The sequence below is a fragment of the Alteriqipengyuania triglochinis genome (genome assembly GCF_054655655.1).
Genome location: NZ_BAAHNC010000001.1, coordinates 1,143,290 through 1,169,429 on the forward strand (window position 1 = coordinate 1,143,290; position 26,140 = coordinate 1,169,429).

Sequence of the window (26,140 nt, forward strand, 5' to 3'; positions counted from 1 at the left end):
AGCAAGCAGTGCTGTCATGCGACCGGTCATTGGCCCGGTGCCTCGGGGAAGTCGAGCGTGCGGTAATAATCGAGTTCGCGTTCGGGTGGACGCGTTCCGGCCGGCAGCTCGCGCCCGTTGACCGACTGCCAGTAGGCGATCGAGGCGTCGCGCCACCAGCGCGCCTCGCGCTGCTGGATCGCGAGGTTCTCCGCCACCGCGCGGTGGCGCTGCGCATCGACAAAAGGCGCAAGTGCGGCCCAGGTCGCCGCCATCGCGTCGACCTCGTCCACGCCCTGGTCGTATCGCGCGACCAGTTCGTGCCACAGGCTGCGCCCGCTCTGCATGCGGTGGGCCCATGGCAGGTGGTGGAACCACAGCAGAAACCGCTCGTCCATCTGCGCCGGATCGGCCCACTGCGCGGCCACCGAAGGCGCATACTGGGCCAGCGCGTCGGACCCGGTTTCCGTCCGGTCGAACCCGATGCCGTCCTGGTCGGCGCGATGGTAGTAGCACGGGTTCCACTCGGGCCGCGCAAGGTCGCAGACCCACGGACCCGGCCCGTAGTGGTGACCGGTCGCCATCTGGTGGGCGAGGCCGAGCGGGGTCATGTAGCGCGCCACCGTCTCGCGGCTGCCGAGCATCATCGGTACCACGGCATCGGCGAAAGCATCCTCGCGGCTGAAGGTCTGCGCGGCCCATTCGCGCGCGATCACTTCGGGCGAGAGCGACGGGTCCCACGCCAATCGCCCGAAGGCATACCAGTTCGCCTGGTCGAAGTCGGACCCGCTCCAGTTGCGGTCCGATCCGGTGTTGGCCACGCCCGCCATGCCGACAGGCCCCACGACCTGCGCAACCGTACCACCGCGTCCGGTATCCGCCTCCAGCACCTCGGCCCACATTGGCGCAAGGAAGGCCACGCCGGTCGCCTGCCCCAGATATTCGCGCGTGATCTGCGCTTCGAGCATCAGCCTGGTATTGGGCATCGCGCCGAACATCGGATGGAACGGCTCGCGCGGCTGGAAGTCGACCGGCCCGTTCTTGACCTGCACGATCACGTTGTCCGCGAACTGACCGTCGAGCGGCACGAATTCCTCGTAGGCCTGCTTGGCCCGGTCGGTCTCGTCCTGAGCCGAATAGACGAAGGCGCGCCAGATCACCGTACCCCGATCGCCGATTGCTGCGGCGAGCATGTTCGCCCCGTCGGCATGGGTGCGGCCGTAATCCTGCGGGCCGGGCTGGCCCTCGCTATTGGCCTTGACCAGGAAGCCCCCGAAATCGGGGATGGCCGCGTAAATCTCGTCCGCCTTCGCCTGCCACCATGCGGCGACCTGCGGGTCGAGCGGATCGGCCGTGTCGAGCCCGCCGATATCCTGCGGCGCACTGAACCGCGCGGACAGGTACACACGGATTCCATAAGGCCGCCACGCGTCGGCCAGCCGGGTGAGCTTGGCGATATAGCGAGGCTCCAGCATATAGGCCCGCGCATTGACGTTGTTCACGACCACGCCGTTGATGCCGATCGAGGCATTGGCACGGGCATAGTCGATCATCCGCTGGTCCAGCCGTTCGGGCAGGTGCCACCAGTCGAAGATCGAACGCCCGGCATAGCCGCGCTCCACATGGCCGTCGGGGTTGTCCCAATGGTTGAGCAGCCGCAGCGGCATTGCGGGCTGCTCGTCGAGCGTCAGCGTAACCGGGTCGCGACCAAGCGCCAGTTCGCGCAGCAGGGCGAACGCGCCGTAGATGCATGCTGCACCGTAATCGCCGCCGTTGATGCGCAGGCCGGGCTTGCCGTCCTCCTCGAAGGGTCGGATCCAGAACCGCTCGGGATTGACGCCCTGCAGGCGTTCGCAGCCGATGTCGATGATGCCGCCGTCGCGCGCACGCTCGTTACCCGGCACACCGAGCAATTCGGAAATCCCGCTGTCGATCTCGAACCCTGCGATCTCGTCCGATTGCGTAAAACTTCCGGCGTGACCGTCGATCCGGACCCGCGGGTCGAACGCCTGAAGTTTTGCAAGCGCTTCGCCTTCCAGCGGGGCATAGCGCAGCCACAAATCGTGCCCGTCTTCAGCACGCGCCGCGCCCGGCCAAAGCGCGAGCAACAGCAGCGCGGCGAGCAGCGCTCCAATCCGGTTGACAACCATTCAGCCTCTCCTCATGGTAGCGCTACCACATGATGCCGCCCAGTCAAGAATGGCGGCCAAGGGGAGAGAGACTAGCAATGCGTATGATGCTGCGTGCCAGCCTTGCCGCGGGCGCTGCCCTGATGGCGTTCACCGGACCTGTAACCGCCCCGCTTATGGCACAGGAGGTCGCGGTCGAAAGGCCGATGGCCGACGCGCCCTACTGGGACGCATCGCTGCCCGTGGAGCAGCGTGTCGAAGACCTGCTGGCCCGCATGACGGTGGAAGAAAAGGTCGCCCAGATCATCACCGTCTGGAACAGCAAGGCGGCGATCCAGGGCGAGGATGACGTGTTCGATCCGGCCAAGGCCCGCCAGGTCTATCCCAACGGCATCGGCCAGATCGCCCGCCCGTCCGACAGGCTCGGCCCGTCCTCCCCGCGCGAGGTGCCCCGCCGCAGCATCGAGGACAGCATCCAGTACGTCATCGACGCACAGAAATGGGCGATGGAAGAGACCCGGCTGGGCATTCCCGTGCTGTTCCACGAGGAATCTCTGCACGGGTTCGCAGCCAAGGACGCCACAGCCTTCCCGCAATCGATCGGCCTTGCCAGCACATGGGACCCCGATCTCGTGCGCGAGATCAACGACCTGATTGCCGCAGAAGTCCGCGCCCGCGGTGTTCATCTGGTTCTCTCTCCGGTCGTGGACGTCGCACGCGATCCGCGCTGGGGCCGGATCGAGGAGACGTTTGGCGAAGACCCGTTCCTCGTCGGCGAAATGGGCGTTGCCGCGGTCGAAGGGCTGACCGGCCCCGGCACTGACCTCAAGCTGAAGGACGGGCAGGTCACCGCTACGCTCAAGCACATGACCGGGCATGGTCAGCCGGAGAGCGGCACCAATGTCGGCCCCGCGCAGATCAGCGAGCGCACGCTGCGCGAGATGTTCTTCCCGCCCTTCGAACAGGTGGTCACCCGCACCGCGATCGACGCGGTCATGGCAAGCTATAACGAGATCGACGGTATCCCCTCGCACTCCAACAGCTGGCTGCTGAACGATGTGCTGCGCGGCGAATGGGGTTTCCGGGGCGCGGTCGTCTCCGACTATTACGCGATCGAGGACATGGCGCGGCTGCACAAGATCGTGCCGGACTACAAGGCGGCGGGCGAGCTCGCGATCAATTCGGGCGTCGACGTCGACCTGCCCGAAGGCGACGGGTTCGAGAACCTCGCCACCAGCGTTGCCGAGGGCAAGGTCTCGATGGAGACGCTCGATCGCGCGGTGCGCCGGTTCCTGACGATGAAGTTCAACGCCGGTCTGTTCGACAATCCGTGGCCGGATCTCGAAACCGCGCTGACTTCCAACGGGCCCGAAGGCGTCGCGCTTGCGAGACGGGCGGCGGAAAAATCGCTCGTCCTGCTCAAGAACGACGGTGTCCTCCCGCTCGACCTTCCTGCGGCAGGTGCACCCAAGCCGACCATCGCGGTGATCGGCCCCAATGCCGATGTCGCGCGCCTCGGCGGCTATTACGGGGAACCGCGCGCCAGCGTGACCCCGCTGCAGGGGATCCGCGCGCTGGTCGGCGACCGGGCGAACATCGTCCACTCGCTGGGCGTGGAAATCACGAAGGGCGACGACGACTGGTGGGACGACGAGGTCGAGCTCGGCGATCCGGAAGAAAACCGCCGCCGCATCGCCGAAGCGGTCAAGGCCGCGCGCAATGCCGACACGATCCTGCTGTTCATCGGCGATACGGAGAAGACCAGCCGCGAAGGCTGGGCGGACGAGCACCTCGGCGACCGCACCAGCCTCGACCTGGTAGGCGAGCAGAACGAGCTGTTCGCCGCGCTGAAGGAACTCGGCAAGCCGATCGTCGCGGTGCTCGTCAACGGACGCCCGCCGAGCTACCCGACGGTGGCCGAGGAGGCCGACGCCATCCTCGAGACGTGGTACGCGGGCGAGCAGCAGGGCACGGCCATCGCCGATGCGCTGTTCGGCAAGGTCAATCCGGGTGGCAGGATGCCGGTCACCACCGCGCGCAATGTCGGCCAGCTGCCCAACTTCTACAACTATAAGCCGAGCGCGCGGCGCGGCTACCTGTTCGATGAAGTCACCCCGCTCTACCCGTTCGGCTACGGCCTGAGCTACACCGACTTCACGATGAGCGCGCCCGTGCTCTCCTCCGCGTCGATCGCGGCGGGGCAGCCGGTCACCGTGGCCACCACCGTGACCAACACCGGCGACATGACGGGCGACGAGGTGGTGCAGGTGTATCTGCGCGACGAGATCAGCTCCGTCACCCGCCCGGTGAAGGAATTGGCCGGGTTCGAGCGTGTCACCCTGCAACCGGGCGAAAGCCGCACGGTTTCGATCACCATCGAACCGCGTTCCCTGATGATGTGGAACCGCGAGATGGAGCGGGTCATCGAGCCAGGCGAGTTCACGATCATGGTCGGGCCGAACTCCGAGGACGTCCAGAACGTCACGCTGACGGTCACGCCATGAGCGGCCTGGGGGGGATGACGCGGCGCGGCGCGCTCGGGCTGCTGGCGAAAAGCAGCCTGACCGCGCTCGCGGTGTCGCAGGCACCGATGGCGCTGGCGCAGTCCGGCCCGCTCTACCGCAATGCGAACGCGCCCATCGCGGCGCGGGTGGCGGACCTGATGGCGCGCATGACGCTGGCGGAAAAGATCGCGCAGACCCGCACCGCATGGGCGGACAAGGCGGACATGATCGACGGCCTCGCCTTCGATCCCGCCAAGGCGCGCGCGGCCTTCCCCGACGGGATCGGCCACGTCACCCGCCCCAGCGACAAGCGCGGCGTGCCCGGCATCTCGGGCGCGGCGGGTGGCACGGCGGCGCGCTGGCGCACGCCCGAACAGACGGTGGAGTTCATCAACGCGCTCCAGCGCTGGGCGCTCGAGGATACGCGGCTGGGCATCCCCGTGCTGCTGCACGAGGAATCGCTCCACGGCTACATGGCGACCGAAGCGACCATGTTCCCGCAGGCCATCGCGCTCGCGGGCAGCTTCGACACGGACCTGATGCGCCGCGTCCAGTCGGTGACCGCACGCGAGGTGCGCGCGCGCGGCGTGCCGCTGGTGCTCAGCCCCGTGGTCGACATCGTGCGCGACCCGCGCTGGGGCCGGATCGAGGAAACCTGGGGCGAAGACCCGTACCTTTGCGCCGAGATGGGCGTCGCCGCGGTCGAGGGACTGCAGGGTCCCGGCAAGTTCGAGAAATTGCGCGAGGGCAAGGTGTTCGCCACGCTCAAGCACATGACCGGGCACGGCCAGCCCGAGGCCGGCAACAACGTCGCCCCCGCTCAGCTTTCCGAACGCGAGCTGCGCGAGAATTTCTTCCCGCCCTTCCGCGAAGTGGTCCGCCGCACCAGCATCGGCGCGGTCATGCCGAGCTATAACGAGATCGACGGCATACCCAGCCACGCCAACACCTGGCTGCTGGGCGAGGTCCTGCGCGGCGAGTGGGGGTTCGACGGCGTGATCGTAAGCGATTACGGCGGCGTCCACGAACTGGCGACGCTGCATCACGTCGCGCGCGACCTTGAGGACGCCGCGCACCAGGCGTTGCTGGCGGGCGTCGATAGCGAACTGCCTGACGGCATGGCCTATGCCACGCTGCAGGAAGCGGTCGAGGCCGGGCGCATTCCCGTGGAGCTGGTCGACACGGCCTGCGCGCGGATGCTCGCCATCAAGTTCCGCGCCGGCCTGTTCGAGAACCCTTATGGCGACGCCGCACTAGCGCAGCGTATCACCGGCAATGCCGAGGCACGCGCACTGGCGCTGGAAGCCGCACGCAAGGGCCTGTGCCTGCTGACCAACAAGGACGCCACGCTGCCGCTCGACACGGCGACGATGGGCCGGGTCGCGGTGATCGGCCCGAACCACGCCATCGCGCGCCTGGGCGGCTATTCGAGCGTGCCCAAGCAGACCGTCAGCCTGATCGAAGGCTTGCGCGCGCTGGCACCCGATGCCGACTTCGTCACCGCGCAGGGCGTGTTCATCACCACCAGCGAAGATCGCTCGCAGGACATCATAGAACTCGCCGACCGGCAGGAAAACCTGCGCCTGATCGCCGAGGCAGTCGAGGTCGCGAAGGGCGCGGACACGATCGTGCTGGCGATCGGCGATACCGAACAGACCAGCCGCGAAGGCTTCGCGAAGAACCACCTCGGCGATCGGACCGACATCGATATCGTGGGCGAGCAGAACGAGCTGGTCGATGCGCTCGCCGCGCTAGGCAAGCCGCTGGTCGTGTGCGCGATCAACGGCCGTGCGCCGAGCTGGCCCAATGTGGCCGCGAAGGCCGACGCGCTGCTCGAATGCTGGTACGCCGGGCAGGAGGGCGGCACCGCAATGGCCGAGGCGCTGCTGGGCCGCGTAAATCCGGGCGCGAAGCTGCCGGTCTCGGTCGCGCGCAACGAAGGGCAGGTACCGCTCTACTACAACCACAAGCCGAGCGCGCTGCGGGGCTACCTGTTCGAAGAGGCAACCCCGCTGTTTCCCTTCGGTCACGGGCTGAGCTACACCACCTTCGCGATCTCCGAACCCCGCCCCGCGAAGCGCCGCTTCCGGGCGGACGAGCCGCTGCTTGTTGAGGCCGAAGTGCGCAACACCGGCGCAGTGGCGGGTGACGAGGTCGTCCAGCTTTACATCACGCGCACCGATGCCTCGGTCACGCAGCCCGTGCTCGAACTCAAGGGGTTCGAGCGGGTGACGCTGGCGCCGGGTGAGGCGCGCACGGTCCGGTTCGCAATCGAGCCACGCCGCCTCGCGATCTGGAATCGTGCCATGCAGGAAGTCAACGAGCCGGGCCCGGTCGCCGTGTCGGTCGGCAACAGCAGCGCATCGCTTCGCGCTGTCGAAGTGGAGATCATATGAGTATCGAAGGTATCGAGACGAGCCGCCGTGGCGTCCTCGCCGGGATGGCGTCCCTCCCCCTCGCAGGATGCGCGGCGCAGGGGCTGACCGCACCCGCCTCTCCTGCCGTTCCGATGGCACCCAGCGCCGATGCGAGCCTGGACGCGCTCGCGCGGCGCGGCGGTCGCCATTTCGGGACCGCGATTTCGTCCACTCCGGGCCGCACCGATGCCGGATCGGTCCAGAACCCGCGCTACACCGAGCTGGTCGAGGCCGAATGCGGGATGGTCGTGCCCGAGAACGAGATGAAGTGGCAGACGGTCCGCCCCGGCCCCGAGACCTTCGATTTCACGCGCATGGACCAGATCGCCGCCTATGCACAGGCCAAGGGCCTCGCACTGCGAGGGCACACGCTGCTCTGGCACCGCCCGCAGTGGTTCCCCGACTGGCTCAACACCTACGACTTCGGCGCCAACCCGGTGCGCGAGGCAGAACGTCTGGTGACCGAGCATATCCGCACGGTGACCGACCGCTATCGCGGCCAGATCACCAGCTACGACGTCGTGAACGAGGCGATCGACCATGATCGCAACATGCCGATCGAGACCAGCCTCAGCCGCGCCATGGGCAGCCCGGAGGCGGTGCTCGACCTCGCCTTCCATACCGCGCGCGAGCAGCTGCCGAACGGCCAGCTGGTCTATAACGACTACATGAGCTGGGAGCCCGACCACATCACCGGCAACAGGCACGTGCCCGATGTCCTCCGCCTGCTCGAAGGCTTCCGCAAGCGCGGGACGCCGGTGGATGCGCTGGGCATCCAGTCGCATATCGAGATGTTCGATATCGATCCCGCGACCGGCGTCGGCCCCTATGCGGAGCGCGAATGGCGCGCCTTCCTCGATGAGGTGGTCGACATGGGTTATCGCCTGCTGATCACCGAATTCGACGTGAAGGACACCGCCTTGCCCGGCGACATCCCGACGCGCGATGCCAAGGTCGCCGATTTCGCACGCCGTTATTTCGACCTGATGCTCGACTACGACGAACACCTCGACGACATCCTCGCCTGGGGCATGGTCGACAAGTTCAACTGGCTGCAATATTTCGAACCGGCCGAGCGCCCCGACAAGCTCGAGGTGCGCGGCACGCCCTACGATTCAGACTACCGGCCCAAGCCGCTGCGCTTCGCCATCGCGGACGCCCTGAAGAACGCTTGAACCCAGGGGTCGCGCCTGGGCGGCGCAAGGCTCAACACAAGCAGGCCCGTCCCGGACATTCGGGGCGGGCCTTTTCGTATGCAAGACGCCCCGCGCAATGCCGACGTCATCCCGGCTTGACCCTGGGTTGGTGCTTATTTTCGTGGACCTGCAGAAGGAAGAAGCGCCGTGGCGTTGACGCGCAGCCCCGACATGCACCCTCTCTCCGACTGCACCGACAAACCAAAAGGGGCCGTCACGCCTTGCAGCGTGACGGCCCCTTTCCCTGTGGCATCGCGGCCCTAGAAGTTGCCGCGAATGATGAAGGAGAACCGGCGGTCATTCATGAAGTAGGACCGCGGTGCCAGTGCATCCGGATCGCCCGCATAGGCTTGGGTCGTCTTCGTCACCTCGTTGAGGAGGTTCACGCCCTGCACGCCGACCTTGATGCTGTCGCTGACGTTGAAGAACACCGAAGCATCGAGTTGGCCAGTCGGCTCGTTGAAGATCGAGTAGTAGGGGAAGATCACGTCCGCCGCGGTCAGCAGGAAGCGCGAGCGCCAGTTATAGGCCGCGCGCAGCGAGATCGGACCCTTCTCGTAGAACCCGGCGATGTTGTAGTTGTGCTTGGACAGCTGCTCCAGCGGCAGGTTGCCCGAGGGCTCGATCGTGGAATCCTCCGGAACCGCCCCTGCATTGAGGAAGCTGTTCGGCAGGCCTTCGCTGTCGATATAGGTGTAGTTGGCCTGCACCCCGAACCCGTCGAGCGGAGCCGGAAGGAAGTCGAAGGTCTGCTGGTACGCGATCTCGAAGCCCTTGATCTTGCCCGTTCCCTCGTAGTTCGCGGGACCACGGACCGTCACGTCGCGGGTGTCGCCCGATCCGTTGGCGATCGTGTCCTCGCGGATCTCCTGATAGAAGAAGTCGTCGATTTCCTTGTAGAAACCGTTGAGCGTCAGCGAACCGACCCGGGCGAAGTACCACTCGAGGCTCGCGTCGAACTGCTTGGCGGACGCGGGCTTGAGCAGCGGATTGCCAGCCGTCCCGGTGAAGGTACCTTCCGGCGTAAGCGAGGCGGTGAAGTAGTTCCGGATCAGGCCGTTGTCGGGCGGTGTGATGACCTTCGACGCCGCGAAGCGCAGGATCAGGTCGTCGGTCAGGCCGAACTTCAGGTTCAGGCTCGGCAACAGGAAGTCGTAGTCGTTGCGGACCTGCGTGTAGGTGTAGCTGCCGTCGACGAACGCCCGCAGCGCGTTGTAGGCTTCCTCGCCCTGCAAGCAGATACCGCCCGGCCGCGTCGTCTGACCGGCATCAGGCCCACTACCGATCGTGCGTTCGGCGCAGCGTACGGAGAACGGATCGGCAATGTTCAGGTCAGCTTGCGAACCGGGTCCGCGCGCCCCGCGCGAGATCAGCGAGGTGTTGACGTAGCGCAGGCCGATATTGCCCGAGAAACGCACATCGCCGAGCAGCGTATCGCTGCCGAAGCTGAGCATGCCGTAGACCGCGTAATCATCCTGATCGACGCTCTGGATCTCGGTCGGCAGATAGCCTTCGGCGTTTGCCCCATCGCGCGCGGCGAGCGGGTTCCACGTCGGCGAGCCGCCAGCCTGGGTGGTGAGCGCCTGGACCGAACGGAGGAAGTCGACCGCTCCGTTATAGTCGCCGATCAGGTCGCCCGCGTAATAGTACGCCCCCGGCGCTCCCGGCGCCTGGCCGCGGAAGAAGTCCGGGAAGTCGTAACGGGTCATCTCATCTGCCGGCGTGTCGGCGAAATTGATCGGCCGCGTGCCACTCCAGACTTCGCTGAGCATGCCCCAGTTATACGTCGAATAACGAATATCCTGGTCGCGCCCCTGGAACCGCGCGCCGACCTTGGCCCGGCGGATGAAGGAGTCCGGACCGAATTCGTATTCGAGGTCCGCACGCAGCGCGAACTGGTCACCCGTGCTCAGTTCCTGATGGTCCATTGCAGAACGCCAGAACTGGAAGCGCGGGTCGCCGAAATAGGTCGCATCGTCGGCAGCGGCGGCGGCGAGCTCGGGGCTCGGGTCCGACCAGGTGTACCCAAGGAACTGCGGCGCATGCGGAATGACGACGGGCAGATCGCCGGTCAGGTCGAGTTCGGAGTCGGCGAAGTTCGACCCGTTGACGGTAAAGTCGAGGTTTTCCTTCTTCGAAGTCGCGTACTGTGCATCCATGCTCAGCGTCAGGCTGTCGGTCAGCTCGGAGCGCAAGTTGATGCTGTAGTCCGCGTTCGTGATCTCGTCCTTCACCTGGCGGCGGCCGAGCGAATACTGCGAGCCGCCGATCGGCACATATGGCGACCCGCCCGTACCGAGGGTGGGATCGTAGTTGTTGGTCGCGCCGCGATAAGCATTCGAAGCGTCGACGATGTAGCCCGACTGGAACAGGCCGTTCGCATCGTAGACCCAATCCTCGAACCCGCCGATCGGGCACTGCGCGCGCGGCGGCTGTTCGTCGTCGGGGTTCACGGTGCCGACATTGTCGGCCTGAGGAGGGCCACTATTGTTCTGCTGGCAACCCAGCGGATAGGTCGAATACTGGCTCAGATCGGAACCGACCTCGTAGGTGTATTCACCCCATTCGTTGGTCGAGTGCGAACGAATATATTCTGCGGTGATCAGTGTGCGGCCGTCGACGCTCTCGAACTGGCCCGAAAGCGCAAAGGCATCACGCTTGCGATCGAAATTCTGCGTGCGGAACTGGCCGCCCACGGGGGCGACGCGATAATCCGCGTAGTCGGCAAAGCCGTCCGCGCCGGGAGTGCCCTCGGCACCGCAACCTGCCTCCGGGCTCGGCAAGGTCACCTCGTCCACCTGCGAGGGCAGCGGATTGCGACAGATATATACGTTGTCGGCGTTCGCCGCGAGCACGGTCTTGCCGTCACGCGTCTGATAGTTGGCGACCTGCAGGCCGTCGGCCCGGCTCTTGATACGCGAATAGGACCCGCTGGCGAGCAGGCCAAAACGACCGATATCGGTGTCCCAGGTATTGCTGACCAGCAGCGAACCCGTGGGCGTCCATTCCTTGCGGAAATCGCCGTAGTTCGCTTCGCCGCTGAAAGCGAGGCGGAAGCCGTTCTTGTCGAAGGGCTTTCGCGTGTTGAGGTTCACGGTACCCGCAAGACCGCCCTCGATCTGTTCGGCGGTCGCGTTCTTGCTGATGACGACCGAGCCGAGCAGTTCCGGCGACACGTCGGCGAAGTTGAGCGCCTGCCCGCCGACACCGGCGCCAAAGGCGCTGCGGCCGTTGAATTCGGAGCGGACGAAGTTGAGGCCGCGAACGGTCACGCCCGAACCTTCGACCGAGAAGTGGTCGGGGTCGTTCGAACCGGCGAAACGGTTGATGGCAATGCCCGGAACGCGCTGCAGCGCTTCGGTCACGGAACGGTCGGGCAGCGCGCCGATGTCTTCGGCGGTGATCGCGTCGACGACCGTGTCGGCATCGCGCTTGATGTCCTGCGAGTTGGCAAGCGACTGGCGGATCCCGCTGACGACGATGACATTCTCGCTGACGACGGCGGGGTCGGCACCCTGTTCGGGCTGGCCAGCCTGCTCGGCTTCCGGCGTCTGTGACGCGTCCTGAGCGAACGCAGCCTGGCCGGTCAGCAGACCGCCAAGGACGAGCGACGAGGCACCCGCGCGCAGAAGAACCCGAAACCCATTGATCGAACGGTCGTCAGACCTGCCCTGAAGCATCTTAGCCATCTCGGCCACCTCTCCCGATGTTAGCGCTACCAAAAAACGGCGGAGCGCTTTGTTCTTTTCTGGACGGTCTTCCTATCGTCACAATCCGGCCTATGCAACATGCTTCAGCGCCATTAACCTCACGGGTGTTGCAAGAACGAAACAGGGTGAGGACCGACATGGCAGCGGGTGGTGGTATCGTTACCCCGAAACGGATCGCGAAGGTCGTGATCGTCGGCGGCGGGACTGCCGGATGGATGGCGGCGGCCGGCCTGTCGCGCTTTTTCGACGACGGCCAACGGACCGTGACGCTCGTCGAGTCGAGCGAGATCGGCACGGTCGGCGTAGGCGAGGCGACGATCCCGCCGATCCGCAACTTCAACGCGATGCTCGACATCCCGGAAAACGAGTTTCTCAAAGCGACCCGGGGGACGTTCAAGCTGGGGATCGAGTTCGTCGACTGGGGCAGGAAGGGTGATCGTTATATCCACCCCTTCGGCGAATACGGCCACTCCTTCCACGGGATCGATTTCCACCAGATCTTCCTGCGCGAGTGTGTGAGCGGCGGAGCAAGTCCGGCAACCATATCCGACTTCTCGATGTCCTGCGTGGCGGCGCAGATGCAGCGCTTCGGGCGTCCGTCGGCAGAGGCGCGCTCTCCCCTCACCCAGATCAATTACGCCTTCCACTTCGATGCCAGCCTCTATGCAGCGCTGCTGCGCCAGCGTGCCGAACGGCAGGGCACGATCCGGCGCGAAGGCAAGATCGTGCGGGTCCACCGCGATGCCGAAAGCGGCGATGTCCAATCGGTCGAACTGGCGGACGGATCGCGGATCGAGGGCGACCTGTTCCTCGATTGCTCGGGCTTTCGCGGCCTGCTGATCGAGGATGAGCTGCAAGTTGGCTACGAGGACTGGAGCCGGTGGCTGCCGATGGACCGCGCAATCGCGGTGCCCACCGCCAACACGGGCTCGCCCGATCCCTTCACCCGCGCCACCGCGCGCGATGCGGGCTGGCAATGGCGCATTCCCCTGCAGCACCGTACCGGCAACGGCCACGTCTTCTGCAGCAAGTACATGGACGAGGATGAGGCGCGCGAAACCCTGCTCGCCAATCTCGAAGGCGAGCCGCTGGCCGAGCCACGCACGCTGCGCTTCCTTACCGGCATGCGTAAGCAGGCGTGGAGCCACAATGTCATCTCGCTCGGCCTGTCGTCGGGCTTCATCGAACCGCTCGAGTCGACCAGCATCCACCTGATCCAGAACGGCATCCAGCGGCTCTTCGCGCTGTTCCCCGACACGCCGATCAGCCCGCTGGAGCGCGATGAATACAACCGCGGAATGCGCGAATTGTACGAGGACGTGCGCGATTTCGTGATCCTGCACTACAAGGCCACCCAGCGCGACGACACGCCCTTCTGGCGCTATGTGCGCGACATGGACGTTCCCGACAGCCTGCATCGCAAGATGGAGCTGTGGCGCCTTCATGGGCGCGTATTCCGGGAGAATGCCGAACTGTTCTCCACGCCCAGCTGGGTTGCCGTGATGATGGGGCAGAACATCATGCCGAACAGCTATGATGCGATTGCCGATACCCTGGATGAAGAGAAGGTGCGGGTCGCCATGCGCCAGCTGCGCGAAAGCTATCGCGCCACGGCCGAGCGGCTTCCCTCGCAGGAAGACTTCCTGCGCCGCGCGGGGGCCTGGCATGAGGAGATGCCGGCTGCGCCAGCGATGATCGGCGGACGATTGTGAGGATCGAAAGCACAACGAGCGCCGCGGTCGGCGCGCCCCGGTACCTGTCTGCATGACCGTCAGTCCTAGTCCGATAGACGAGCATGAGGGCCCGATCACGCCCGGCGTCCTCGCCGAAATCCGCGCCGCGGGCCGCCCCGTGGTGATGCGCGGCCTCGTTGCAGACTGGCCCGCAGTGTCCGCCGCGCGCGAAAGCGACGAGGCAATCGTGCGCTATATCCTGCAAGGCGGGGTGACGCGGCCCGTCGTGGCCATGGCCGCTCCGCCTTCTGAAAAGGGGCGCTTCTTCTACAAGCCCGACCTGACCGGCCTCAACTTCATGAAGGGCCAGGGCCATCTGCAGACTTTCCTGCAGGATCTGCTGCGTGCTGGCACCTTGCCCGATGCCCCGGCGATGGCGGTCCAGTCAGAACCGCTTGCCGAACTGCTGCCCACTTTTGCACGCGACAACCGGCTGGACCTGCTCCCTTCGGTCGAACCGCGCATCTGGATTGGCAACCGCATCCAGGTCGCGCCCCATTTCGACATCAAGGAAAACATCGCGGTGTGCGTCGCCGGGCAGCGGCGTTTCACGCTGTTCCCGCCGGGGCAAGCCGCCAACCTCTATCCCGGCCCGTTCGAACTGACCCCTGCAGGTACGCCGGTGAGCATGGTCGACATCGACGGTCCGGATTTTGCCGCGTTCCCCCGCTTCGCCGAAGCGATGGAGCATGCGACTGCGGCGACGCTCGATCCCGGAGACGCGATCTACATTCCCTATTGCTGGTGGCACGGCGTGCGCTCGCTCGCCCCGGTCAGCATTCTTGTGAACTACTGGTGGACGCAGGACCAGCCGCACGGGATCGGCAGCCCCTACGATGGCCTGCTGCATGCGATCCTGGCCTTCCGCCACCTCCCGCCGGAGCAGCGGGAGGCCTGGCGCGGCCTGCTGGACTATTACGTGTTCGACGAAAATGGCACAGCGGATGCGCATCTGCCGCACCATGCGAAGGGCGTGCTCGGCCCACCAAGCCCCGGCCTGTTCGACCGTATCCGCGGGATCATCCGTTCGGCGTTGCAGCCGCGCGGGTGATCGATTCCATCCACTGCGCATAAGGTGGCGCGAATTCGAGTGCAGCGCGCGCACGGCCGTCGAATTCGCCCTGCGCGGCCTCGACCTGGCGCGGGTCGGTGCCGACGTGCTGTGGCGCGAGGCCGCGTTCGTGGCCGAGCGCTTCGAGCAGTGCGACCATCTCCTGGCGCAGCAGCGCCGATTCCTCGTGGAATGGGAGGCGCCCGCGTCGGGTGAACTGGTCGACCGCGGTCTCGACGCTGCGCGGCATGGCGGCTTGTTCGAAGACCTTGCGAGCGCGGGGTGCAGCGTAATGCAGCGCCAGCGTATCGCGCACGCCGTCCAGCATCAGCCCGGCGCGGCGATTGAATTCGGCCCGCTCCAGCGCAAGGATGTCGCGTCCCGGCAGCATCTCCAGCAGCAGGTCGATCTGGCGATGCGCGAGATCGAGGTTGAGAAAGCCGAGCGGTTCGAACTGCGCGGTAGCATCGCCGATGGCAATGACATTGCCCTGCCACGCCTGCGCAATGCGGGCGGGGACCACGGGGATGATGGCCGCCGGTTGTTGCCCCAGTGCAGTAATCGCGTCTTGGTCCGGCACGCCCTCCCCCACGGCGAGTGTCGTCTGCAAGCCGTCGCGTCCCGCGAACTCGCATAGCCATCCCTGGTCGAGCAGCGAAAACCTGTCCTCCAGCGCGACCATCGCCTGCCCGCGCGGCGCAACCAGCAACCGCCTGACGGGCAGAACATCCCCCCAGGCGACAACTTCGAAACCGGGCAGGGCCGAAGCGAGCAGCGCGCCAGCGCCGCTGCAATCGACGAACAGGTCCGCCTCCAGCCGGCCCTGCCCGGCAATCGCGATCGCGGCGAGGCCGCCCCTGTCGTCCGGCTCCAGCGCGGCGATGTCGCCCGGGACGCGCCCGATACGCAGCTGCTGCGCGATGGCGATGAGCATCTCGCGATAGGCGTGCGGGTTCCAGCGCAGCGCGTAGTCGACCTGCGAGAGGGGCGTATCCTCGTCGGGTGGCGGCGGGGCGAAGCGGCCTGCCTGCATCAGCACCTCGGCCAGAGAGCCTGCGGGACGCTCCTCGCCCGCATGGCGCGGCCCGCCGCCCCAATCCTGCGCGAAGCGGGTCTGCAGCGCCGGGTCGCCGGTACCGCCATAGGGCATCACGCCCTGCGTCCCCTGCCCGCCCCAGCCGATATAGCGCGTGACCAGCCGGTGGCTCGCCCCGGCGGAGCGCACCAGCGCGGCCTCGTCGATCCCCAGCCGGTCGTGCAGCTTGTTGGTGAAAGGCAGCGCTGTCGCCGCATAGTCGGCGAAGGACGACGGCGCGGGGATCGTCGTGGCGACGACCACCTCGCATTGCGGCAGCGCGCGGCGCAGGCCGATCGCGGTCAGCAGGCCGACCGGCCCGCTGCCGACCACGACGATCCGACGCAGGGGTTCACGCGGCTGGCTCATGCCGGCTCCGCGAGCCGTGCGGACTCGCCGCGCAGATAGTCCTGGTGGCCCGGCATGCGCGAAACCTCGTAGCCGATTTCCTGCTGCAACCGGTCCGCCGCGGCCTTCAGCTTGTGCGGGTCGATCATGCCGGGGCGCGGATCGTGCCTCTCGGGCAGCCAGCCCTGCCCGACATAGACCGCGATCCAGCTGGCATCGTAGAACAATCCGTCCGAATAGCGCTCGATCCGGCCTGCCTTGCGCCACAGCTCCATCTTCTCGGTCAGGCTGTCGGGCACGGTCATGGTGCGGACGTGATTCCAGAACTCGGAATCATCGCGCGTGGTCGCATGGTAATGCAGGATCAGGAAGTCGCGCACCCGGTCGTATTCCATGTCGACCAGCCGGTTGAACTCGGCACGGTCGGCATCGGCGATCCGGCCATCCTGCGGGAACAGCTCGATCAGATAGGTGATCGCCATCTGCGCGAGGTAGATCGAGGTCGATTCAAGCGGTTCGAGAAAACCGCTCGCCAGTCCGACCGCGACGACATTGTGGCTCCACGAGCGTTTGCGGCGTCCGGGGCGGAAGCGCAGCACGCGTGGATCGGCCAGCGGATCGCCCTCGGCCGCGCCGCGAATGGTCTCGCACGCCGCATCCTCGTCGATGAAGGCGCTCGAGAAGACATAGCCGTTGCCCATCCGGTGCTGCAGCGGGATCTGCCAGCGCCAGCCGGCGGGCATCGCGGTGGCGGTGGTATAGGGGCGGATGTCTTCGGTGGCATGCGTGCACGGCATTGCGGCGGCACGGTCGCATGGCAGCCAATGGGTCCAGTCCTCCCACTCCTCGTCCAGCTCCTGCCCCAGCAGGAGCGAGCGGAAGCCCGAGCAGTCGATGAACAGGTCGCCCTCGATCCGGCGGCCGTCCTTGAGCAGCAGCGCGGTCACGTCGCCATTGCCAGCATCGCGATCGACGCCAGTGACCAGCCCTTCGTGCCGGGTCACCCCGATCGAGAGGCCGAACTCGCGCATGAACGGGCCGAACAGCGTGGCGTCGAACTGGTAGGCGTAGCCATAGGTGGAGCGCAGCGACATGTCCTGCGCGGGCGGTTCGAACCGGTTGGCCAGCGCAGCGGCGACGCACAGCGAATAATCGCCCAGCGGCTGCGCCATGCTGTGCCGCTGCAGTTCGAGCCAGTAATGGTGGAAGCCGACCCCTGCCAGCTCTTCCCCGAAGGAGCCGAAGGGGTGGATGTAGCTCTCGCCGATACGGCCGAAATCGCGGAAGTCGATGCCCAGCTTGTAGGTCGCATGGGTGGCCTTCATGAAGGCCGCCTCGTCGATCCCCAGCCGCTCCACGAAACCGCGGATATGCGGCAAGGTCGCCTCGCCCACGCCGATGATGCCGATATCGTCGCTTTCGACCAGCTGGACGTCCACCCGGTCGCCGAGCAGCCGGGCGATCCCGGCGGCGCTCATCCATCCGGCGGTCCCTCCGCCGAGCACCACCACCCTGGTCGGTTTGCGCTGTCCCATCATCGTGTATGCCTAGCCCAACTGCGGGCGACGAACCACCGTTCGCCGCCCGCGTGCAAGGCTCAGCCCTGCATGTCTTCCAGCTCGATCCCCTTGGTCTCGCGCACCAGCAGCCAGACGAAGACGACCGAGACCGCGGCGCTGGCGGCGTAGAAGCCATACGCCCCGCTCAGGCCAATGCCTGCCAGCATGATGGGGAAGGTCATCGTGATCCCGAAATTGGCAATCCACTGCGCGAACCCGCTCACCGCGAGGCCGGAGCCACGGATCTGGTTGGGGAACATCTCGCCCAGCATCACCCACATAACCGGGCCCCAGCTGAAGTTGAAGAACGCGACGTAGAGGTTGGCAGCGATCAGCGCAGTCAGCCCGGCATCGTCCGACAGTTGCAGCTTCTCGCCCACCAGCTGGCCGCTCATGAAGGCGATCGCGACCACGCCGAGCGTGATGGCCATGCCGATCGAGCCGATCAGCAGCAGCGGCTTGCGCCCGATCCGGTCGATCAGCAGGATTGCGAGGATCACCGCGCCGATCGAGATCGCACCGCTGAGGATATTGATCTTGAGCGCGTCGCTCTCGCTGAAGCCGACCGCCTGCCACAGCACCGCGCCGTAGTAGAACACCACGTTGATGCCGACGAGCTGCTGGAACACGGCGAGGCCGATGCCGGTCCAAACGATCGGGCGGATCTTGCCGCGCACCTTGTCGCGCAGGTCCGACAGGCGCGGGCGGTGGTCCTTGGCGAGCGAGGCCTCGATCTCGCTGACCTTGCGCGTGGCGAAGCTATTGCCGAACAAGCGTTCGAGCACGCCGTGCGCATCGCTCTCGCGCGAGCGGCTGACGAGATAGCGGGGGCTTTCGGGAATGAAGAGCAGAGCGACGAGGAAGATCGTGGCCGGGATCAGCTCGATCCAGAACATCCACCGCCATGCTTCGAAGCCGAGCCAGAATTCCTGGATCGACGAGCCCGCGAATTCGGCGAGCAGATAGTTCGAAAGGAACGCCGCCGTCAGGCCGACGATGATCATCACCTGCTGGATGCTGGCGAGGCGCCCGCGCATGTTCGCGGGGGTCACTTCGCTGATGTAGACCGGCGCGAGCACGCTGGCCGCGCCCACCGCGAGGCCGCCGATAATGCGGTAGATGACGAATTCGCCCGAAGAGCCCGCAATGCCCGAACCATAGGCGCTGACGATGAAGCAGGCCGCCGCGATCAGCAGCGTCTTCTTGCGCCCCATGATGTCGGCCAGCCGCCCGGCGAAGAACGCGCCGACCGCACAGCCGAGCAGCATCGAGGCCACGTTGAAGCCGGTGCCGACATCGTCCGAATCGAACGCAAGGCGCAGGCCATCAACCGTTCCGTTGATCACCCCGCTATCGAATCCGAAAAGAAATCCCCCCAGCGTCGCGACTGCCACGATCGCCGAGATCAGCGCCATATTGGCGCCATCGCGTGCGTTATCCAAAGTTCCGCTCCCCTACCTCCGGTTGCAACACCGGTTTATTATGTTAGCGCTACCTACGACGGAAACCGGGGCCAGCGCAAGCATGCAATGTTTGCTGTCGAACGGACTGGACCAACGGAAACACACAAGAGGAGAAGCGCGGATGACCATCACAGGCGAAAACTTCATTGCGGGCGAGCGGACCACAGGCGGCGCGACCTTCCAGGCGCGCGAAGCCGCGAGCGGAGAGGCATTCGGCGAAGCATTCCACGAAGCGACGCAGGACGATGTGGCGCGCGCCTGCAAGGCAGCAGCCGAGGCGCAGCGGACCTACGGCGCGTTGCCGCTGGCCAAGCGCGCGGCCTTCCTGCGGCTGGCTGCAGACAAGATCGACGCGCTCGGCGACACGCTGACGCAGCGCGCGATGAAGGAAAGCGGCCTGCCCGAGGCACGCCTCAACGGTGAGCGCGGCCGCACGGTCGGCCAGCTGCGGCTGTTCGCGGACGAAATCGAGAACGGCGCCTGGCAGGCCCTGCGGATCGACCATGCCGATCCGGCGCGCACGCCGCCCAAGCCCGATCTGCGCCTCCGCATGATCCCGCTCGGCCCGGTAGCCGTGTTCGGCGCGTCCAACTTCCCGCTCGCTTTCTCCGTCGCAGGCGGCGACACTGCCTCTGCCTTCGCAGCCGGCTGCTGTGTCGTGGTCAAGGGCCACCCGGCCCACCCCGGCACCAGCGAACTGGTCGCGGGCGCAATTACCGAAGCGGTCGCAGAAGCGGGACTGCCCGCGGGCGTCTTCTCGCTCGTCAACGGGACCGAGAACGCGCTGGGCGAAGCGCTGGTCAAGGATCCGCGGATCGCGGCGGTCGGCTTCACCGGATCGCGCAAGGGCGGCCTCGCGCTGATGGATCACGCCGCATCGCGCCCCGTGCCGATCCCCGTCTATGCCGAGATGAGCAGCGTCAATCCGGTCACCCTGCTCCCTTCGCGCCTTGCCGAGGCGCCCGAAGAGCTGGCGAAGGCCTATGTCGGATCGCTCTCGATGGGCGCGGGCCAGTTCTGCACCAACCCCGGCATCGTGCTCGCAATCGAAGGTGACGCGCTCGACACCTTCGTCGACGCCGCCGCCAAGGCGCTGCCCAATGTCGGCGGGCAGACCATGCTCACCACCGGTATTTCCTCCGCCTACGCCGAGGGGGCGAAGCGCCTGTCCGAACGCAGCGGCGCGCAGCTCGTCGGCCTCGGCGAAGAGGCACCGGGCACCTGCGGGCGCGCGCAGGTCTATACCGTGTCCGCCGATGCCTTCCTCGCCGATCCGGATTTCCAGGAAGAGGTCTTCGGCCCCGCATCGCTGATCGTGCGCTGCACCGATCTCGACCAGGTCGCGCAGGTGCTCTCCGGCATGGAAGGCCAGCTGACCACCACGCTGCACATGAACGACGGCGACCACGAAGCGGCCGCCAAGCTGATGCCCGTACTCGAACAGCTTGCCGGTCGCATCATCGCCAATGGCTGGCCGACGGGTGTCGACGTGACCCATGCGATGGTGCACGGCGGGCCTTTCCCTGCAACCTCGGACGGGCGCAGCACCTCGGTCGGCACGCTGGCGATCGAGCGCTTCGTGCGGCCGGTATCCTATCAGGACATGCCCGAAGCGCTGCTGCCCGAAGTCCTGCGCGAAGGTGCCTCGGGCACGCTGCGCCGCATCGACGGGTCCTACACCGTCTGAGTTCCGGCGGGAGCGACGCACCATGAGGGGTCTCGGCACGCTCGCTCTCGCCGGTATGCTCGCCTCCTGCGCCACTATTCCGGCGCAGGAGGCGACGACCTTCACCTACCAGGGCAACCCCCTGATCACGGATCGCTTCACCGCCGATCCCGCCCCGCTCGTGGTGGGCGACACGCTCTACCTGTACGTCGGCCACGACGAAGCGCGCGGCGAACAGATGTTCAACATTACCGAATGGCTCGCCTACTCGACGAAGGACATGGAGACATGGACCTTCCACGGCCCGGTGATGCGCCCGACCGACTTCGGCTGGGTTTCGCGCGATGCGTGGGCCAGCCAGGTGCATGAGAAGGACGCTCGCTACTGGTTCTACACCGCGGTCGAACATGACGAGGCGCAGGGCAGCCACGGCAAGGCGATCGGCGTGGCGGTGGCGGACAGTCCGCTCGGCCCGTTCGAAGATGCGCTCGGCCATGCGCTCGTAAAGAACGAGGACACCGACGGCCCGCACCATTGGGACGATATCGACCCGACCGTGTGGACCGAGGATGACGGCACCAGCTGGCTGATCTGGGGCAATGCCAATCTCTACATCGCGCAGCTGGCCGACGACATGGTCAGCTTCGCCTCGGCCATCCGCCAGATCGACCTGCCCGATTTCGAGGAAGGGCCGTGGATCTTCAAGCGCGGCGACATCTACTATCTCGCCTATGCTTCAATGGACAAGGCAATCAGCCCGGACGAGCGGATATCCTATGCCACCGCGCCCGCGATCACCGGCCCGTGGACATGGCGAGGCGAGGTGACCGGCAGCGCGGCGAACAGCTTCACGATCCACCCCGGCATCGTGCAATTCAGGGGCGAATGGTACCTGTTCTACCATGTCGGTACGCTCACCGTGGGCGATCAGCAGGGCGCGATCGGGCGCCGCGCGGTAGCGGTCGAGCGGCTCCGGTTCGACGAGGACGGGCTGATCCTTCCGGTCGAGCAGACCGCAAGCGGCATCCTGCCGCCCGGCTAGGCCCGGTGCCGGGCATGGGCCTTTCGGGCAGGGTCCGAAACCATCGCCGGGCCCGCGGGTTCGCTCAGTATGTCCGAAAAATACAGCAAGCTCGACCGCCTTTTCGTCGCCGGTGAATGGCGCAACGGAGAAGGCGATACCCTGAAAAACATCAGCCCGTGGGACGAGAGCGAGATCTTCTCGATGAAGACCGCCCGACCAGGCGACGTCGACGAGGCCTGCCATGCCGCCGCGGAAGCGCAGCGCGAATGGGCCGAATTGCCGCCATCCGCGCGCGCGGCCAAGATGCTGGCCATTGGAGACATCCTCGAGGCCCGCAAGGACGAGATCGCCGAGTGGATCGTCCGCGAGGTCGGCGGGACGCAGGTGAAGGCCGCGCTCGAACTGATGCTGGTGACGCAGGTCGCGCGGCAGGAGGCAGCGGCCCTGCCCTACATGGTCGAAGGCGCGATCCTGCCCGAAGAGATTCCGGGCAAGGAAAGCCGCGCCTATCGCCAGCCGGCGGGCGTGATCGCGCTGATCAGCCCGTGGAATTTCCCGCTCCAGCTGACCTCGCGCACGCTCTTCCCGGCGCTGGCGCTGGGCAACGCAGTGGTCATCAAACCCGCCAGTGATACGCCGGTCACGGGCGGAACGGTGTTCGCCGCGATCTGCGAGGAAGCGGGACTGCCCCAGGGCCTCGTTTCCGTCCTGCCCGGCAGCGGGTCCGAGATCGGTGACGCGCTGGTGCGCCACCCGATCCCCTCAGTCGTCAGCTTCACCGGCTCCACCCCTGTGGGGCGCGGCGTCGGCAAAGCCGCGCTCGATGGCGACCGGATCAAGTCGCTCGAGCTGGAACTCGGCGGCAATTCGCCGATCGTCGTGCTCGACGATGCGGATATCGACTATGCGGTCGAAGCGAGCGTGTGGGGCAAGTTCATGCATCAGGGCCAGATCTGCATGATTGCCAATCGCATCGTCGTCGAAGACGCAATTCATGACGAATTCGTCGAGAAGTTCGTGGCCAGGGTGAAGAAGCTGCCAGTCGGCAAGCGCGATGCGGCGGACTGTTTCATCGGCCCCGTCGTCAACCGCGATCAGTTCGACGGGATCATGGAGATGATCGGCAAGGCGAAGGATCAGGGCGCGACCTGCGCGCTCGGCGGAGAGCCCGACGGCCTCGTCATCCCGCCCCACGTCTTCACCGATGTGGGCGAGGACAATTGCCTCGTCGCGAACGAGATCTTCGGCCCCGTCGCGCCGATCCAGCGGGCGCGGGACGAGGCCCATGCGCTGGAGCTAGCCAATGCGACCGAGATGGGCCTGTCGAGTTCGGTCTTCAGCCGCAATGAGGGCCGCGCGCTCGCCTTCGCCAAGCAGATCGAGGCGGGGATGACGCACATCAACGACCAGCCGGTCAACGACAGCCCCTTCGCGCCCTTCGGCGCGGTCAAGAATTCAGGCGTCGGCCGGTTCAACGGCCGCTGGGCCATCGAGGCCTTCATGACCACGCACTGGATTTCCGTCCAGCACGGCAAGCGGCAGTTCCCCTTCTCGGCAGAGGATCTTTAAGCAATGGGCTTCCTGAAGAATGGGACCTGGCATGACGAGTGGGCGCATAACGACGAGGACAGCGGCGAGTTCGAGCGTGATGAAAGCGCGTTTCGCAACTGGATCACGCCCGACGGATCGCCCGGCCCGACCGGCGAAGGCGGTTTCGCGGCGGAGCCGGGGCGCTACCGCCTCTATATCAGTCTCGCCTGTCCATGGGCGCACCGCGCCAATGCCGCGCGCCACCTGAAAGGCCTGACCGACGCGATCGAGCTGAACGTGGTCCACTGGCTGATGAAGGAAGGCGGCTGGTCGTTCCGCGACGGCGAGTGCGTCACCGGCGACCCCGCGATCGGCGCGGATCATCTCCACCAGCTCTACACCCACGCCAAGCCCGACTATTCGGGCCATGTCACCGTTCCGGTGCTGTGGGACACGAAGACCGAGACCTTCGTCAACAACGAGAGCGCGGACATCCTGCGCATGCTCGGCACCGCGTTCGACGGGTGCGGCGCGAACGACCTAGACCTCTATCCCGAAGACCTGCGCGACGAAATCGATGCGCTGAACGATCGGGTCTACGATGCCGTGAACAACGGCGTCTACAAGGCGGGCTTCGCGACCACGCAGGATGCCTACGACAAGGCGGTGACACCGCTCTTCGCGGTGCTCGACGAACTGGAAGAACGGCTCGAAGGGCACGACTGGCTGGTCGGCGACCGCCTGACCGAGGCGGATATCCGCCTGTGGACCACGCTGATCCGGTTCGATCCGGTCTACCACACGCACTTCAAGTGCAATGTGCGCCGAATCGCGGATTACCCGAACCTCGCCGCGCTGACCCGCCGGGTCTACGACCTCGACGGCATCGCCGAGACGGTCAATTTCCGCCACATCAGGCATCACTATTACGAAAGCCACGAGCGGATCAATCCGAACGGCATCGTGCCCGCCGGGCCCGAGCCCCTTATACCAGGCACCGCCGGGTGAAGGAGCCGGCCTCGCGCGAGGCCGGCATCCCACCTACTGCGAGCGCCCTTCGGACAGCAGGCTCTGGAGAAGCTCGCGCTCGGCCTCGTCCGGGTCGACGACGACCTCCGGATCGGTGTCGAAGATCATGGTCGCGCGGTTCGCTTCGCTATAGCGCGGCCACTGCGGCAGCGCGGGCGTGTTTGGATTGCCCGTCTTCGCGAAGGCGATCCACGCTTCCGACATCAGATCCGCCATCCGCTGTTGGTCCGGCCCCGTCCCGGTATACGAGGTCGAGCGCGCGACATTGTCGAACACGAACGCGATATCGAGCGCGTGCGGCGACTTGAGTCGGCCGCCTTCGACCGGCGTTTCCCAGTCGAGCCTGTACATGTAGACCGGCGCTTGGTTCTGGGCACTCTTGCGTTCGGCCTGCCGCAGCGCCGTGCCGCGATAGTTCTGGAACGTGGCGGTCTGGAAGAAAATCTCGCTCGCATCGGCATCCGGATAGGCCGCCCGCATGCCCGCGATGACCTGATCGACGTCGGCATCGCCGACCACGCCTTCGATCTTCGCGGGAAGCTGGTCCCATGTGAGCGAGAAGTTGCCGGGATCGGCCAGCCCCGCCTGCAGGCGCATTTCGGTACGGTTCGTTCCCACCAGCAGCGGGATATCGGCAGATACGGGCGTCGCGTCGGGTGAGAACGGCTGCCGCATCAGCGAACTGCCATCGACCACCGGGCGGAAATAGGCCGCCCGCGTGCGCGATTTCATCAGCACTCGCACGTAGTCTTCCATCGGCAGCGCGGCGAGGCCTTCCACATCGCCCGGTTCGAGCCCGGCCGTTTCGAAGATATTCTTCGTCAGAGCCGTCGCTAGCCGCGGCTCGAAGCCCGCCAGCGACATCGAGCCCGATTGCGCGATGGCGCGATCGAACAATCCGTCCGCCGCCTCCATGGCCATGAGGGTGGAGACCTTCGCCGCCCCGCCCGATTCACCGAAAATGGTCACGTTGTCAGGGTCGCCGCCGATCGCCGCCGCATTGTCGCGCACCCATTCGAGCGCCCTGATCGCGTCGAGGCTGCCGAGATTGCCTGCATGTGCATATTTCGGATCGTCGGAAACCCCGCCCAGATAGAGGTAGCCGAACCCGTTGAGGCGGTGGTTGATGGTCACCACGACCACGTCGCCGCGTTGCGCCAGGCGCGTGCCATCGTAACCATGGCTCGAACCCGATCCGGTGACGTAGCCGCCGCCATGCAGCCAGACCATGATCGGGCGCTTCTTCCCGTCATCGATCCCGCGCGTCCAGACATTGAGGAACAGGCAGTCCTCGCTCTGCGGCAGGTCGTTTTTCCATGAGGCGAACACGGGCACATCCCCGCTCGGGCGCTGGGGGCAGTCGGGGCCGAACTGCGTCGCATCGAGGGGCGCGTCCCACGGCGCGGGATCGGCGGCTTCCTGGAACCGCATGCCTTCGGTCGAAGCCCCGTAGCGCACGCCGCGGAAGATCTTCACGTCGCCCGCCTCGCTGGTCGTGCCGCGCACGGGACCGAGGCTGGTCGACAGGATCGGCGCGTCGCTGGAGGCAATCGCCCCCGGGCCCGCATCGACTGCGCCCGTGCTCGCACACCCCGCCAGCGCCACGCCTAGCGCTGCCGAAATTCCATATCCCAGATTCCTGATGCTGCCGGCTCGTATCGCCATCTCGGTCGTCCTCTTCCCATGAATACGGGCTTTTGCGCCCTTGTTGTCCTCGCCGACCCTAC

15 protein-coding genes are annotated in these 26,140 nt (G+C 66.2%); 9 read left to right on the plus strand and 6 right to left on the minus strand.

The window, feature by feature from the left end; genetic code table 11:
* Nucleotides 1-26: 26 nt before the first annotated feature.
* Complete coding sequence (locus tag ACYQ0L_RS05515; RefSeq protein WP_459787958.1) at nt 27-2,129, minus strand: alpha-glucuronidase; 2,103 nt, start codon at nt 2,127-2,129, stop codon at nt 27-29.
* Nucleotides 2,130-2,206: 77 nt separating this feature from the next.
* On the opposite strand from ACYQ0L_RS05515, the gene ACYQ0L_RS05520 reads away from it, so the two are divergent.
* Genes ACYQ0L_RS05520 through ACYQ0L_RS05530 form a run of 3 tightly spaced genes read left to right on the plus strand, consistent with a single transcriptional unit; the run spans nt 2,207 to nt 8,204 of the window.
* Nucleotides 2,207-4,612, plus strand: coding sequence for a glycoside hydrolase family 3 N-terminal domain-containing protein (locus ACYQ0L_RS05520; protein ID WP_459787959.1), 2,406 nt, complete (start codon nt 2,207-2,209; stop codon nt 4,610-4,612).
* The gene (locus ACYQ0L_RS05525; RefSeq protein ID WP_459787960.1) at nt 4,609-7,008 is read left to right on the plus strand and encodes a glycoside hydrolase family 3 N-terminal domain-containing protein; all 2,400 of its coding nucleotides are present in this window, start codon (nt 4,609-4,611) and stop codon (nt 7,006-7,008) included. The genes ACYQ0L_RS05520 and ACYQ0L_RS05525 overlap by 4 nt, the downstream gene beginning before the upstream one ends.
* Complete coding sequence (locus ACYQ0L_RS05530) at nt 7,005-8,204, plus strand: endo-1,4-beta-xylanase (protein ID WP_459787961.1); 1,200 nt, start codon at nt 7,005-7,007, stop codon at nt 8,202-8,204. The genes ACYQ0L_RS05525 and ACYQ0L_RS05530 overlap by 4 nt, the downstream gene beginning before the upstream one ends.
* Before the next feature lie 281 nt (nt 8,205-8,485).
* Here ACYQ0L_RS05530 and ACYQ0L_RS05535 read toward each other — a convergent pair whose 3' ends face one another.
* Entirely contained in the window at nt 8,486-11,914 is a 3,429-nt protein-coding gene (locus ACYQ0L_RS05535; RefSeq protein ID WP_459787962.1) for a TonB-dependent receptor, read from the minus strand.
* 158 nt (nt 11,915-12,072) lie between these two features.
* Here ACYQ0L_RS05535 and ACYQ0L_RS05540 point away from each other — a divergent pair, with 158 nt between their 5' ends.
* On the plus strand, nt 12,073-13,647 hold the full coding sequence (locus ACYQ0L_RS05540; protein WP_459787963.1) for a tryptophan halogenase family protein: 1,575 nt from the start codon (nt 12,073-12,075) through the stop codon (nt 13,645-13,647).
* Nucleotides 13,648-13,699: 52 nt separating this feature from the next.
* On the plus strand, nt 13,700-14,719 hold the full coding sequence (locus tag ACYQ0L_RS05545) for a cupin-like domain-containing protein (RefSeq protein WP_459787964.1): 1,020 nt from the start codon (nt 13,700-13,702) through the stop codon (nt 14,717-14,719).
* Here ACYQ0L_RS05545 and ACYQ0L_RS05550 read toward each other — a convergent pair.
* Genes ACYQ0L_RS05550 through ACYQ0L_RS05560 form a run of 3 tightly spaced genes read right to left on the minus strand, consistent with a single transcriptional unit; the run spans nt 14,688 to nt 19,116 of the window.
* On the minus strand, nt 14,688-16,163 hold the full coding sequence (locus tag ACYQ0L_RS05550) for a tryptophan 7-halogenase (RefSeq protein WP_459787965.1): 1,476 nt from the start codon (nt 16,161-16,163) through the stop codon (nt 14,688-14,690). The two genes, ACYQ0L_RS05545 and ACYQ0L_RS05550, sit on opposite strands and share 32 nt — an antisense overlap.
* Complete coding sequence (locus tag ACYQ0L_RS05555; protein WP_459787966.1) at nt 16,160-17,680, minus strand: tryptophan halogenase family protein; 1,521 nt, start codon at nt 17,678-17,680, stop codon at nt 16,160-16,162. Before ACYQ0L_RS05555 ends, ACYQ0L_RS05550 begins: the two co-directional genes overlap by 4 nt.
* Before the next feature lie 59 nt (nt 17,681-17,739).
* Complete coding sequence (locus ACYQ0L_RS05560) at nt 17,740-19,116, minus strand: sugar porter family MFS transporter (protein ID WP_459787967.1); 1,377 nt, start codon at nt 19,114-19,116, stop codon at nt 17,740-17,742.
* Nucleotides 19,117-19,285: 169 nt separating this feature from the next.
* On the opposite strand from ACYQ0L_RS05560, the gene ACYQ0L_RS05565 reads away from it, so the two are divergent.
* The 4 genes from ACYQ0L_RS05565 (at nt 19,286) to ACYQ0L_RS05580 (ending at nt 24,392) form a co-directional block, all read left to right on the plus strand.
* Nucleotides 19,286-20,851: an aldehyde dehydrogenase (NADP(+)) gene (locus ACYQ0L_RS05565; RefSeq protein WP_459787968.1), complete on the plus strand. Its 1,566-nt coding sequence runs from the start codon at nt 19,286-19,288 to the stop codon at nt 20,849-20,851.
* 22 nt (nt 20,852-20,873) lie between these two features.
* On the plus strand, nt 20,874-21,872 hold the full coding sequence (locus ACYQ0L_RS05570) for a family 43 glycosylhydrolase (protein ID WP_459787969.1): 999 nt from the start codon (nt 20,874-20,876) through the stop codon (nt 21,870-21,872).
* Between the two features lie 69 nt (nt 21,873-21,941).
* Nucleotides 21,942-23,423, plus strand: a complete 1,482-nt coding sequence (locus ACYQ0L_RS05575) for an aldehyde dehydrogenase family protein (RefSeq protein ID WP_459787970.1) — start codon at nt 21,942-21,944, stop codon at nt 23,421-23,423.
* A gap of 3 nt (nt 23,424-23,426) precedes the next feature.
* Nucleotides 23,427-24,392, plus strand: a complete 966-nt coding sequence (locus ACYQ0L_RS05580) for a glutathione S-transferase family protein (protein ID WP_459787971.1) — start codon at nt 23,427-23,429, stop codon at nt 24,390-24,392.
* 33 nt (nt 24,393-24,425) lie between these two features.
* Here ACYQ0L_RS05580 and ACYQ0L_RS05585 read toward each other — a convergent pair whose 3' ends face one another.
* Nucleotides 24,426-26,078 carry a carboxylesterase/lipase family protein gene (locus tag ACYQ0L_RS05585; protein ID WP_459787973.1) on the minus strand — a complete coding sequence of 551 codons (1,653 nt, stop codon included), beginning with the start codon at nt 26,076-26,078 and terminating at the stop codon, nt 24,426-24,428.
* Nucleotides 26,079-26,140: the final 62 nt, after the last annotated feature.

Excerpts from the sequence above, each read along its gene's own strand:
- ACYQ0L_RS05585 (WP_459787973.1), bottom strand. The coding sequence starts at position 26,078 with ATGGCGATACGAGCCGGCAGCATCAGGAATCTGGGATATGGAATTTCG.
- ACYQ0L_RS05565 (WP_459787968.1), top strand. The coding sequence starts at position 19,286 with ATGACCATCACAGGCGAAAACTTCATTGCGGGCGAGCGGACCACAGGC.
- ACYQ0L_RS05520 (WP_459787959.1), top strand. The coding sequence starts at position 2,207 with ATGCGTATGATGCTGCGTGCCAGCCTTGCCGCGGGCGCTGCCCTGATG.
- ACYQ0L_RS05530 (WP_459787961.1), top strand. The coding sequence starts at position 7,005 with ATGAGTATCGAAGGTATCGAGACGAGCCGCCGTGGCGTCCTCGCCGGG.
- ACYQ0L_RS05570 (WP_459787969.1), top strand. The coding sequence starts at position 20,874 with ATGAGGGGTCTCGGCACGCTCGCTCTCGCCGGTATGCTCGCCTCCTGC.
- ACYQ0L_RS05515 (WP_459787958.1), bottom strand. The coding sequence starts at position 2,129 with ATGGTTGTCAACCGGATTGGAGCGCTGCTCGCCGCGCTGCTGTTGCTC.
- ACYQ0L_RS05540 (WP_459787963.1), top strand. The coding sequence starts at position 12,073 with ATGGCAGCGGGTGGTGGTATCGTTACCCCGAAACGGATCGCGAAGGTC.
- ACYQ0L_RS05535 (WP_459787962.1), bottom strand. The coding sequence starts at position 11,914 with ATGGCTAAGATGCTTCAGGGCAGGTCTGACGACCGTTCGATCAATGGG.
- ACYQ0L_RS05580 (WP_459787971.1), top strand. The coding sequence starts at position 23,427 with ATGGGCTTCCTGAAGAATGGGACCTGGCATGACGAGTGGGCGCATAAC.
- ACYQ0L_RS05555 (WP_459787966.1), bottom strand. The coding sequence starts at position 17,680 with ATGATGGGACAGCGCAAACCGACCAGGGTGGTGGTGCTCGGCGGAGGG.
- ACYQ0L_RS05545 (WP_459787964.1), top strand. The coding sequence starts at position 13,700 with ATGACCGTCAGTCCTAGTCCGATAGACGAGCATGAGGGCCCGATCACG.
- ACYQ0L_RS05560 (WP_459787967.1), bottom strand. The coding sequence starts at position 19,116 with ATGGCGCTGATCTCGGCGATCGTGGCAGTCGCGACGCTGGGGGGATTT.
- ACYQ0L_RS05525 (WP_459787960.1), top strand. The coding sequence starts at position 4,609 with ATGAGCGGCCTGGGGGGGATGACGCGGCGCGGCGCGCTCGGGCTGCTG.
- ACYQ0L_RS05575 (WP_459787970.1), top strand. The coding sequence starts at position 21,942 with ATGTCCGAAAAATACAGCAAGCTCGACCGCCTTTTCGTCGCCGGTGAA.
- ACYQ0L_RS05550 (WP_459787965.1), bottom strand. The coding sequence starts at position 16,163 with ATGAGCCAGCCGCGTGAACCCCTGCGTCGGATCGTCGTGGTCGGCAGC.